The sequence below is a fragment of the Nocardia otitidiscaviarum NBRC 14405 genome (assembly GCF_000308635.1).
Taxonomy (GTDB): domain Bacteria; phylum Actinomycetota; class Actinomycetes; order Mycobacteriales; family Mycobacteriaceae; genus Nocardia; species Nocardia otitidiscaviarum.
The window spans coordinates 289,782-301,357 of sequence record NZ_BAGD01000106.1 but is presented as its reverse complement, the minus strand read 5'-3'; the positions used below and the strand labels follow the sequence as shown (position 1 = coordinate 301,357).

11 protein-coding genes are annotated in these 11,576 nt (G+C 69.9%); 9 read left to right on the top strand and 2 right to left on the bottom strand.

The window, feature by feature from the left end; translation table 11 throughout:
• The 3 genes from ON31_RS25280 to ON31_RS25270 form a co-directional block, all read left to right on the top strand.
• Positions 1 to 537: 3'-5' exonuclease (locus tag ON31_RS25280; RefSeq protein ID WP_303621449.1), on the top strand; the 537-nt coding region annotated here is incomplete at its 5' end.
• Positions 538 to 603: 66 nt separating this feature from the next.
• Positions 604 to 792 (top strand): hypothetical protein, encoded by a 189-nt coding sequence (locus ON31_RS25275; protein WP_029931140.1) that lies wholly within the window; start codon positions 604 to 606, stop codon positions 790 to 792.
• Between the two features lie 4 nt (positions 793 to 796).
• Positions 797 to 1,105: a hypothetical protein gene (locus ON31_RS25270; RefSeq protein WP_039817169.1), complete on the top strand. Its 309-nt coding sequence runs from the start codon at positions 797 to 799 to the stop codon at positions 1,103 to 1,105.
• A 164-nt stretch (positions 1,106 to 1,269) separates the two neighbouring features.
• Here ON31_RS25270 and ON31_RS25265 read toward each other — a convergent pair whose 3' ends face one another.
• Complete coding sequence (locus ON31_RS25265; protein WP_051037721.1) at positions 1,270 to 1,632, bottom strand: hypothetical protein; 363 nt, start codon at positions 1,630 to 1,632, stop codon at positions 1,270 to 1,272.
• A gap of 146 nt (positions 1,633 to 1,778) precedes the next feature.
• Between ON31_RS25265 and ON31_RS25260 the strand changes: the two genes are divergently transcribed.
• Positions 1,779 to 2,765 (top strand): aldo/keto reductase, encoded by a 987-nt coding sequence (locus tag ON31_RS25260; RefSeq protein WP_039817168.1) that lies wholly within the window; start codon positions 1,779 to 1,781, stop codon positions 2,763 to 2,765.
• A 111-nt stretch (positions 2,766 to 2,876) separates the two neighbouring features.
• On the opposite strand, the gene ON31_RS38185 is transcribed toward ON31_RS25260, so the two are convergent.
• Complete coding sequence (locus ON31_RS38185) at positions 2,877 to 3,713, bottom strand: M23 family metallopeptidase (protein ID WP_255222252.1); 837 nt, start codon at positions 3,711 to 3,713, stop codon at positions 2,877 to 2,879.
• Between the two features lie 1,188 nt (positions 3,714 to 4,901).
• Between ON31_RS38185 and sucC the strand changes: the two genes are divergently transcribed.
• The 5 genes from sucC (at position 4,902) to purN (ending at position 11,576) form a co-directional block, all read left to right on the top strand.
• Positions 4,902 to 6,068 carry an ADP-forming succinate--CoA ligase subunit beta gene (gene sucC / locus ON31_RS25250; protein WP_029931144.1) on the top strand — a complete coding sequence of 389 codons (1,167 nt, stop codon included), beginning with the start codon at positions 4,902 to 4,904 and terminating at the stop codon, positions 6,066 to 6,068.
• A 15-nt stretch (positions 6,069 to 6,083) separates the two neighbouring features.
• Positions 6,084 to 6,998 carry a succinate--CoA ligase subunit alpha gene (gene sucD, locus ON31_RS25245; protein ID WP_029931145.1) on the top strand — a complete coding sequence of 305 codons (915 nt, stop codon included), beginning with the start codon at positions 6,084 to 6,086 and terminating at the stop codon, positions 6,996 to 6,998.
• Positions 6,999 to 7,335: 337 nt separating this feature from the next.
• Complete coding sequence (locus ON31_RS25240; RefSeq protein ID WP_039817167.1) at positions 7,336 to 8,376, top strand: DUF5336 domain-containing protein; 1,041 nt, start codon at positions 7,336 to 7,338, stop codon at positions 8,374 to 8,376.
• A gap of 898 nt (positions 8,377 to 9,274) precedes the next feature.
• Positions 9,275 to 10,855, top strand: coding sequence for a cell division protein PerM (locus ON31_RS25235; RefSeq protein WP_039817257.1), 1,581 nt, complete (start codon positions 9,275 to 9,277; stop codon positions 10,853 to 10,855).
• Between the two features lie 64 nt (positions 10,856 to 10,919).
• Positions 10,920 to 11,576 carry a phosphoribosylglycinamide formyltransferase gene (purN, locus tag ON31_RS25230; RefSeq protein ID WP_162836500.1) on the top strand — a complete coding sequence of 219 codons (657 nt, stop codon included), beginning with the start codon at positions 10,920 to 10,922 and terminating at the stop codon, positions 11,574 to 11,576.

The window sequence follows — 11,576 nt, the reverse complement described above, 5'->3', positions numbered from 1 at the left end:
TTCCCGCATATGCGCGCGCTCGGCGATCCCACCGAACTGGCCGAGGAACGCCGCCTCGCCTACGTGGGCATCACCCGCGCCCGCAAGCGGCTGTACCTGACCCGCGCGGTGGTGCGCTCCGGCTGGGGCCAGCCCGTCTCGAATCCCGAATCCCGCTTCCTCCAGGAGATTCCGCAGCACCTACTGGACTGGCGTCGCCTGGAGCCCGCGCCGAAACAGTCGAGCGGATTCCGGCGGCGACGCGACGACGACGGCTTCGAACGGGATTGGACGCGGGGCGACGGCTGGAGCGAACCCCGGCCCGGCGTGCGGGATCGCGGGGGCGAGCGCCGTCCGGCACCCGCCTCCGCCGGAAAGCGCAACAACACCGGTCTGGTGCTCGCGGTCGGGGACCGGGTCAGCGATGACAAGTACGGTCTGGGGCGGGTGGTCGCCGCCGAGGGGTTCGGTGCATTGGCCACGGTGACAATCGATTTCGGTACCGCGGGCAAGATCAGGCTGATTCCGCAGTACAGCCGCACCCTCGTCAAACTCTGACCCTCGTCGCGCCGCCCCTTGCCGGGGCGGTGCGGCAGGGCGTGTACTCGAAGTATGGCGACGAGAATGACCGTGTTGCTTCCGGATGCGATCGCCACCCGGCTGAGAGCGACCGCGGGCGCGGATATGAACGACTATGTCACCCGCGCGGTGCGGCAGCGGCTGCTCGAGGAGGATCTCGCCGAACTGCGCGACCGCCCACCCGACGAAAGGCTCGGCGCGGAGGCCGAATTCGAAGCCTCCGATGCAGACTGAGCCGATGCGGCAGGGTGAGCTGTGGATGGCGGCCAGCTCACTGTTCGGGCAGGAACGCCGGGTGGTGCTGTTGGACGCCGACGCCGTGGTGCAGCAGAATCCGCTGCTGGTGGTAGCGCTCGTACACCCCGGTGACGAAGTGCCCGCCGCGCACCGGCTGCTGTCGGTTCCCATCCCGGGCACGCCGCACGTGATCGCGCTCTACGACATCACCATCTACCGGCGCACCAGTCTCGTCACCTACGAGGGGGTCATCGGGGGCGAGACGCTCGAGCAGGTCAAGGTGGGTATGCGGGCGCGTTTCGACCTGTGAGGCCGCCCCCGCGCCCGGCACCGACCGAGCCGCCTCCCCTGTACGCGGCGACCGCCGAGCGTGGAGATGATCGCCGAATGTGGAAGCGATCGCCGAGGGCAGGAACGACCTCCGAGTGCGGGAGAGACCAACCGAGCCCGGAAGGATCGCCGTCGTGAGGCTGGCTAACCCTGGTAGACCTCGACATAGGCGTTGGTCGCCACGGCCACGACACCGGGACCCATCCCCGTGCACCCCGTGGTGACGCGCTCGCCGTTCGGCGTGAACGGGTAGCTGAGCGCGGTGTACGGCCCGACGCCGTACATCGGGAACGGACCACTGGCGTATAGCCCGAAACAGTCGACATGCAGGACGTAATTGCTGCCCCCGTCGGGCTGGCACACGGCCGACGCGCCGAACAGATCGCGCTCGACGGCGCAATCCTGCGGCGCCGCCTGCGCGCTCCCGGAACCGACGATCGCTACGAAGGCCACACCCGAAACACCAGCGGCCGCGACCCGTGCCGCGGCGGCAATCGTTTTTCTCATGGAACTCCTTCCGGTTACCGAAGGATCGTCGGTGCGGTGGCGTCGACTGTTACCGATCGGAAGGAATCGCCAGGTATACCGGGGCCGTGGAGCGTGGCCCCGGCACGGTCTCCCTGCGCGGGCGGCCACCCAGCAGAGTGGTCGTCATGCGATACCGACTCTTCGGCCGAACCGGCCTCCGCGTGTCCGAACTGGTGCTGGGCACCATGGCCCTGCGGGACGCGGACGAATACCGCCGCATACTCGATGTCTTCGCCGCCGCCGGAGGCAACTTCCTCGACACCGCACCCATGTACGGCCCCGGCGAGGAACTGCTCGGCTCGGTGCTGCGCGACCGCGATCGCTTCGTCATCGGCACCAAATACACGCCGACCCGCGACCCCGCCGACCCGAACGCGGCGGGCAACCACCGCAAGAACCTGATGTTGAGCCTGGAACAGAGTCTGCGGAAGCTGCGCACCGACTACATCGACGTCTACTGGGTGCATGTCTGGGATCGGCTCACACCCATCGAGGAGACGCTGCGCGCGCTCGATGACGCCGTTCGCTCCGGCAAGGTCCTGCATCTGGGCATTTCCGATGTGCCGGCCTGGGTGGTCGCGCGCGCGAACACGGTGGCGGAGCTGCGCGACCGCACCCGGTTCGCCGGACTCCAGGTGCCCTACAACCTGCTGTGGCGGGATGCCGAACGCGAGTTGATCCCGATGGCGGAGGCATTCGGCATGAGCGTCACGGCGTGGGGGCCGCTCGGGCAGGGCGTCCTGTCCGGTCGTGCCGGACGCCGCGCCGACCCCGGCCGGTTCACCGAGCGCCAGCGCGCGGCAGCCGCCGCGGTCGACGAGGTCGCCGCCGAGTTGGGCGTGCCCGCGGCCCACGTCGCCCTGGCCTGGACCCGCCACCGCTCACCCGCCGTCCTGCCCATCGTCGGCGTCAGCAGCGCGGGGCAGCTGACCGAGAACCTCGGCGCGGTCGAGCTCATGCTGTCGGACGAAGCGGTCGAAACCCTGGAAGCCGCCGCTCCTTTCGACCTCGGCTTCCCCGGCGACTTCATCGCGAGCTGCGATACGGCACCGGGCATCTACGGCGAGCAGGTCTCCAGAGTCGACACCAGCGGATACACGCTCCGAGCGTGACGCCACTCCCCGGCGGGGTGCGTCATGGGACCGGCTGTGGCTGGTGCGCGGAAGGCCGGTGGGCGCGCGGAGAACAGCGCGTCCACACCAGAGTTACGGAGGTATCGAGAGTCAGTCGCGCTGGGGGCCCAGGGCGATGCCGCGGGAGGCCAGCCAGGGGACCGGGTCGATCTTGTTGACGCCGTTCAGCCAGACCTCGAAGTGGCAGTGCGGGCCGGTGGAGAAGCCGCGGTTGCCGACGGTGGCGATCTGGTCGCCCGCCATGACGTACTGGCCCTGGGAGACGGTGGCGGTGTCGATGTGTCCGTAGACGGTGACGGTGCCGTCGTCGTGGAGGAGGCGGACCCACATGCCGAAACCGGAGGCGGGACCCGCTTCGAGGACCACGCCGTCGGCCACCGCGTAGATGGGGGTGCCGATGGGGGCGGCCACGTCGATGCCGAGATGCTGGACACCCCAGCGGGCGCCGAACCCGGAGGTGAAATTACCGCTGGTGAACTTGGTGAACAGCGGGCGCAGCTTGGCGGCCTCCTGGGCGGCCAGATCGGCGGCGAACTGTTCACCCTTGCGCAGGATGTCGTCGAAGGAGCCCAGGTCCATCGGCGTCGAAACGTTCAGCACCTGCGGTGCTCCCGAATCCTGCGTCTCCGCGCCGGTGAGGCTCACGCTCTGGGCGGCCAGTTCGGTGACCTGATCGGCGGCCTGGAACTCGCCCGTCGTCGGCGCGGTGTCCATGCCGGTCTGCCCGGCGGCCACCACGGCACCGGCGGCGACGGCCACCACGGCCGCGCGGCCCTTCAGTGCGGCGGGCGGGGCGGGCACCCGGTGCGCGCCGCCCGAACGGCGGTTGCGCGCGGCGCGGGTGGCGGAACGCGATGCGGGGGAGGCGGATTCGGGCGCGCCGGAGGCGGCGGAATCGACGCGGGCACCGTCACGGGAGAACTCCAGCGGCTCACCGGACGCGGTGCGGAAGGTGTAGACGGGCCGATGCTCGTCGGAGGGGTTCGGATCGGCGGGCGACTCCCAGGCGTCGTCGCCGGAATTCCAGGAGTCACCGGACCATTCGGCGGCGGGTTCGCCCCAGCCGCCCGCGCCGCCGTTCGCGGCGTCGCCGTCCCAGGCGCTGCCGGAATCACGGTTCCAGTTGGCGGCGTTGCCGTTCCAGGAGCCGTCGACCTTGCCGTTCCAGGAGCCGTCGGCGTTGGCGTGCCAGTCGCCCCGAGCGCCGCCGTCGTTCCAGTCGGCGGTCTCGTTGTTCCAGTCGGCGTCGGCCGCGTTGTTCCAGCTGGCGCCGTCATAGCAGGTGCCGCTGTTCCAGTTGTCGCCGTAACCGTTGTCGCCGTAACCGTTGTCGGCGGTGCCCTGCGCGCTCGCGGCGTGTGCGTCCCAGCCGCCGTGGGCATTCCACTCGCCCTGCGCGGACGAGGGCGCCTGCCAGCCGTAGACCTGGCCGTGCTCGTATCGGGTGCCGCCGCCGGACTGGGCGTTATGGCTGAAATGTCCGGAGTCGCCGAAGGTTTCGTCGTCCTGTCGGTACCGATTGGCCCGCGCGCGCCGCCCGGTCGGGAATACGCCGTCACTCATGGGCGTTCGTCCGACCCGCGGGGAGGGAGCTCGATTTCGACGGGTCGCCTGCGGAGCGGCTTCCTACCTGCGGAGCGCTGTGCTGCGTCAAGCTTGCCGTCCTCCTGCCGTGACCGTGTTGTGACATCGACCGCAACGACGGTAACGAAACGATTGCGGGTCGGCAAGCGATGAACCCCTGTCGTGTCGATGCTGTGACATTCATCACGTCGCCCTCCGGGATTGCCTCACTGTGCTGTGGGTAACTGTGTGAGCCCGTTCCACTACAAGGCGTCGTAGTCTGTACCGCTCTGCGGTATTCGTCCCGTTTACCTGCCGCGCGGTCCGAAAGCTACTCGCGAGTAGTCATACCCAGCGGTTTTGTGGCCCTGGAGACTGTACCGTGACCTGCGCCACTTAGGCTGTATGCGGCTGATTTCGGCTCCATGTGACTGATTAGAGTCCGACCCGACCCACTGGCCTTCACGGGCGACCTGCAAGCGGTCGCTACGGGCTGACGACGGGCCGCCAACAAAGACGTTGTCACAACAACGCAGACGAGACGGTGAGTACATGGATCTCTTCGAATATCAGGCGAAGGAACTCTTCGTGAAGCACGGAGTGCCTTCGTCGGAGGGCCGCGTCACGGACTCGGCCGAGGACGCTCGCGCGATCGCGGAGGAAATCGGCAAGCCTGTGATGATCAAGTCGCAGGTCAAGGTCGGTGGCCGCGGCAAGGCCGGTGGCGTGAAGTACGCCGCCACCCCCGAAGACGCTTTCACCCACGCCCAGAACATCCTGGGCCTGGACATCAAGGGTCACATCACCAAGAAGATCCTGGTCGCCGAGGCCAAGGACATCGCGTCGGAGTACTACATCTCCTTCCTGCTCGATCGCGCCAACCGCACCTACCTGGCCATGTGCTCGGTCGAGGGCGGCATGGAGATCGAGGAAGTGGCCGCCACCAAGCCCGACCGCCTGGCCAAGGTGCCGGTCGACGCCGTCAAGGGCGTGGACCTGGCCTTCGCGCGCTCCATCGCCGAGCAGGGCCACCTGCCCGCCGACATCCTGGACGCGGCCGCGGTCACCATCCAGAAGCTGTGGGAGGTGTTCATCTCCGAGGACGCCACCCTGGTCGAGGTCAACCCGCTGGTGCGCACTCCCGACAACGAGATCCTGGCCCTCGACGGCAAGGTCACCCTGGACGAGAACGCCGAGTTCCGCCACCCCGACCACGCGGCCTACGCGGATATCGACGCCACCGATCCGCTCGAGCTCAAGGCCAAGGAGAACGACCTCAACTACGTCAAGCTCGACGGCGAGGTCGGCATCATCGGCAATGGCGCCGGCCTGGTCATGTCGACCCTGGACGTGGTCGCCTACGCCGGTGAGGGCCACGGCGGTGTCAAGCCCGCCAACTTCCTCGACATCGGCGGCGGCGCGTCCGCCGAGGTCATGGCGAACGGCCTGGACGTCATCCTGGGCGACAAGCAGGTCAAGTCGGTGTTCGTCAATGTCTTCGGCGGCATCACCGCCTGTGACGCGGTCGCGAACGGCATCGTGAAGGCACTCGAGATTCTGGGCGACGCGGCCACCAAGCCGCTGGTCGTCCGCCTGGACGGCAACAAGGTCGAGGAGGGCCGCCAGATCCTCGTCGACGCCAACCACCCGCTGGTGACCCTCGCTCAGACCATGGACGAAGGCGCCGACAAGGCCGCCGAACTGGCCGCGGCCAAGTAAAGGACACGAACCACAATGTCTATCTTCCTGAACAAGGACTCCAAGGTCATCGTCCAGGGCATCACCGGCGGCGAGGGCACCAAGCACACCGCGCTGATGCTGAAGGCGGGCACCCAGGTCGTCGGCGGCGTGAACGCCCGCAAGGCCGGCACCACCGTGGCGCACACCGACAAGGACGGCAATGCGGTCGAGCTGCCCGTGTTCGGCACCGTCGCGGAGGCCATGAAGGAGACCGGCGCGGACGTGTCGATCGCCTTCGTGCCGCCGAAGTTCGCCAAGGACGCCATCATCGAGGCCATCGACGCGGAGATCCCGCTGCTCGTGGTCATCACCGAGGGCATCCCGGTGCAGGACACCGCCTACGCGTGGGCCTACAACGTCGAGAAGGGCAACAAGACCCGCATCATCGGCCCCAACTGCCCCGGCATCATCACCCCGGGTGAGTCGCTGGTCGGCATCACCCCGGCCAACATCACCGGCAAGGGCCCGATCGGTCTGGTCTCCAAGTCCGGCACGCTGACCTACCAGATGATGTACGAGCTGCGGGACTTCGGCTTCTCCACCGCCATCGGCATCGGCGGCGACCCGGTCATCGGCACCACCCACATCGACGCCATCGAGGCGTTCGAGTCCGATCCCGAGACCAAGCTCATCGTCATGATCGGCGAGATCGGCGGCGACGCCGAGGAGCGGGCCGCGGCCTACATCCAGGCCAATGTCACCAAGCCGGTCGTCGGCTACGTCGCGGGCTTCACCGCCCCCGAGGGCAAGACCATGGGCCACGCGGGCGCCATCGTCTCCGGTTCGTCGGGCACCGCCGCGGCGAAGAAGGAGGCCCTGGAGGCCGCGGGCGTGAAGGTCGGCAAGACCCCGTCCGAGACCGCCGCCCTCGCGCGCGAGATCCTCGAGAAGGCCAGCATCAGCGCCTGATTCGGATATCGGCGCACCGGCGCCGATCCGATGTCGCAAGGCCGCCCGCCGTGTCCGGTGGGCGGCCTTCGCGTATCCGTACCGTTATCGCCATGTGGCCGGAAGACGCCGATCCGGCCGGGTTTCCGCCGCCCGTCCAGCGGGCTTGTCCCGCGCTTTCGGTGAACGGTGTTGTCGCCCAACGGCTTACGCTATACGACGCCGGGTAGCATGCGTTCGGTTCGGCGCAAACGCGCCGGTCGCGGGCGGCGGTAGATGGTGACCCGGACGGTCTGGTGCAGTAGCGTCGGGGGAGCAGCCAGCGCTGTTCGTGAACTATTCGATAGGAGACGACGACATGTCATACCCGACCGGGGGCTCGGGGTACAACGCGCCCGCGCCGACGCCCTCCTCCGCACCCGGCTTCGGCCAGCAGCCCGCCGCCGGTCCCACCGGTGGAGCGAGCGCCGCGGCCGCGACGGGCAAGGGGCTGCCGTTCTTCCTGGCCATCGGTGTCGCCGCGCTCGGTGTCATCACCTTCCTGCTCGGATTCACGCCGTTCACCAGCTTCGACCTGGGTGGCGGCTCGGTGGACGTGGACACCTCCGCCAGCTTCTTCGAGGGCGGCGGCTCCGCGCCGCTGGCTCTGCTGCTGATCGCCGGAATCATGGCCGGGCTGTCGTTGATCTCCAAGCAGAACTGGGCCCCGATCGCGGCCGCCGCCTCGCTGGCGGCGTTCCTCACCCTGCTGTTCACTGTCTTCTCGCTCGATGACTCCGTCTCGCTGGAGTGGGGTGGCATCGTCGTCCTGGTCTTCGCTTTCGCACAGACCGTGGTCGCCATCGCGGCCCTGCTGTTCGAGCTGGGGATCCTCAAGCCCCCGGCCCCGAAGCCCGCGCCGCAGCCCGGCGGGTACGGCCAGGGTGGGTACGGTCAGCAGCCGGGCCAGCCGGGCGGCTACGGTCAGCAGCCCGGTCAGCAGTCCTACGGCCAGTCGGGTGGCTACGGTCAGCAGCCCGGCCAGCCGGGCGGCTACGGCCAGCAGCCGTCCTTCGGCGGCGGCCAGGGCACCGGTCCGCAGTACCAGCAGCAGCCCTCCTACGGTCAGCAGCCGGGCCAGCCGGGCCAGCAGTCCTACGGTCAGCAGCCCGCCTACGGTCAGCAGCCCGGTCAGCCGGGTGGCTACGGTCAGCAGCCGTCCTACGGCCAGTCGCCCTACGGCACCGGTTCGCAGCCGCAGCCGCGCCCGGACGAGGGCGCGACCCAGCACTTCGGCGGTCAGCAGTACGGCGGTCAGCAGTACGGCGGCGGCCAGGAGAAGCCGTTCGGCGGTGAGCAGAGCGCCGATCCGGCCGCCGACGCCACCAAGGCCTTCCGGCCGGGGCAGGACGACAAGTAGTCGGTCCGGGTATCGACCGACGTGACGAACGGCCCCCGGTGGGAACACCGGGGGCCGTTGTGCTTGCGGGCCACCCGGGGCCGCTCGCGGGCCATCGGACTTCGTTCGCGGACCCAGCAATCGTTGCCCCACTCGCCTCGTCGATCCGCCGCGGTGGCATCACCGCCCGGTGCATCCGGCCTCGGCGGTCGGGTCGTCGACCACGCTCGAATCGGATTGCCCTGTCACCGTGACTCCTTCAGAACCCCCGCGCGAACCCCGCCGCCCCCGCCGCTCGGGAGAGGGCAGCGGCCCTCCCCCCGCACGTCGGGCCACCACACCACGCCGTACGCCCGATGGCGCATCCGGCCACATGCCGTGGGACGGCTTGCGCCATGCGCTGTCTCGGGTTCGACGGCGTACCACCGCGAGACGGGCGTCCGCGTCCGCCGACATCCGTGCCACGTCGCGTCACGATGGATTCGACGATGACCGCCGGGGCTACGCGGGGGAGCCTCGCAGGACACGCACCGGGCCGTTCGGGAGCCGTTCGAGTGGTACCCGGCGCGGTGCCGCCGAACCCGGCGTCGACCGTCGGGCATACGCGGACGACCGCCGGCGGCCCGCCGACGGCTCCGAGCGCGGCGGCGCGCGGGCGCGTGCGGGCGGAAGACGTATGCGTCCCGCGGACGAGCGCATCGACGTAGCAGCGCGCGGCAGCGGTCCCGCAGACACCCTGGATACGGATGTGGAGCGCGGGCGCGGAGGTTTCGGGCCGCCGGGCCGGGCACCCAGGGCGGCAGCGGCGCGTGGCCGTGCCGGGCGATCGAGCGGTGTTCGGGAGCGAGGGCGTTCCCGGGGGCGGGTGCGCGGCGCGCCTGAGGCGTCGCCGTGGGTGAAGCTGCCAGGGTGGATGTCCATGAGCGCTGCGAAGGCCGCATTGGCGCGTCTGAGCGATATCGAGCCGCCGGAACCGGGTTCGGGGGGACCCGGCGGCGGATTCGGGTCGTTGACTCCGGAGCGGGCTCGGGTACTGCTGGTGGTGGCGGCGCGGGCGTCGAGCATCACCCTGCTCGTCATCGTCGCACTGGTGTCGGGGGCGCTGTTGGCGGCGGGCAGTGGGCTGGAGGGGACCGGAGGCGCGATCGCGGCGAGCTGGCTCGCGGTCCATCAGGTTCCGCTGGTGATCGGCAAGACGTCACTGGGACTGCTGCCCCTGCTGCCGACCGGGCTCATGCTCTGGATCGCGGCGCGCGACTGCGCCCACGCGGTGCCCGACGAGAGCAACCGCGCCGACCTCGGCTGGATCGTCGGCGCGGCGCTGGGCGGTCCGCTGCTCATCACGGCGGTCTGTCTGGCCGTCGCCGACGATGCCGCCGCGGTGGTGTCGTTGCAGCCGCCGAACACCTCGGCCGCCTTCGGCTGGGTCTTCGGCCTGCACCTGCTGGCGGCCGCCGCGGGCATCGGCAGTCGCCGGTGGCGGGAACTGCTCGCGCTGTCCCCGGCGCCGGTGCCGCACTGGGTGGTGCCCGGGGTGCGGGCGGGGGTGCGGGCCGTGTGGCGACTGCTGCTCGTCGCCGCCGCCGTCACCCTGGTGTCCTTCCTGGCGCACTGGTCCGCCATCGGTGAGACCTACCGGGCCGCGGGCGATATCGCGGGTGTGCTCGGGCTGACGCTGCTGTCGGTCGCCTATCTGCCGAATGTGCTCATCGACGCGGTGGCGGTGCTGCTCGGCGGGCAGGTGCACATCGGCGCCGGTTCGCTGAGCCTGTTCGAGGTCACGGGTGCGCCGATTCCGGCGGTGCCGATCGCGGCCGCCGTGCCGACCGGTCCGGCGGCGGGCTGGTGGGTCGTGCTGCTGCTGGCGCCCGCCGCGGTGGGCGCGCTCGGCGGCCTGGACATCGGACGCACCACCGACGATCGGCCGACCGCCCCGTGGGCCACGCTCGCCTCGGCCGCCGTGGCGGCGGTGCTGCTCACGCTGCTGGGTTCGCTCGCCGGCGGTGTGCTCGGCTCCTTCGGGCAGATCGGTCCGAATCTGCTGCTGCTGGCGATACCGGCCTTCCTCTGGCTGGCGCTGCCCGGATACGTGGGCATGTTCGCCGCGCGGTGGTTCGCCGTCCCCGCCGCCGACCCCGCGTACGCCGCCGCCGACTACCCCGATGGTGAATACGCCGACTACGACGACGAATACGACTCCGACGGTCAGTACGACTCCGACGGCGAGTACGACTCCGACGGCGAGTACGGCGAGTACGACTCCGACAGCCGGTACGACTCCGACGATTACGAGGACGCCGACTACTACGACGAATACGACGAGTACGAGGACGCGCCCGACGGCACCGAGCGTGTGGTCGAGGTCGACGGCGAACTCGTCGACGAACCGCCCGCCCTCACCGCCGAACCCCACGCGGACGACCCGGCCGACACCGACATCGTGGACGCCGAAGTGGTGGAGGCGGACCTGCTCGACACCGGTGGAGTGGACGGTCGTTAGGCTCTAGGGCGGCGGTTCGCAGCCGCCCGCCCCCCGCCCCGCCCGACTCACAGGGAGTAGTGCGCTGACGTCCACGCCCGCCCAGCTGCTGCCGCCCACCGCGCCCGCGAGCGTCGTCGTGCTCGCCTCCGGCACCGGTTCGCTGCTGCGTTCGCTGCTCGCCGCCACCCGGGAACCGGACTATCCGGCCCGCGTCGTCGCCGTCGGCGTGGACCGCGACTGCGCCGCCACCGCCCACGCCGACGAGTACGGCATTCCGAATTTCCGGGTCGCCCTGCGTGATTTCGACGATCGTGCCGCCTGGGATGTCGCGCTCACCGAGGCCGTCGCCGCCCGCGAACCCGATCTGGTGGTGTCGGCGGGTTTCATGAAGATCCTCGGCCCCGTCTTCCTGGACCGGTTCGGCGGCCGCATCATCAACACCCATCCCGCGCTGCTGCCCGCCTTCCCGGGCGCGCACGGTGTGCGGGACGCGCTCGCGTACGGGGTGAAGGTCACCGGCTCCACCGTGCATCTGGTCGATGCCGGTGTCGACACCGGGCCGATCCTCGCGCAGGAAGCCGTCGCCGTGCTGCCCGCCGACGACGAGGCGTCGCTGCACGAGCGCATCAAGGTTGTGGAACGGCGGTTGTTGGCGGAGGTGGTCGCCGCCGTCGCGACGCGAGGCATTGTCTCCGATGGACGAAAGGCAGTTATTCCAGATGAGCGAGTTCTCCGGTGA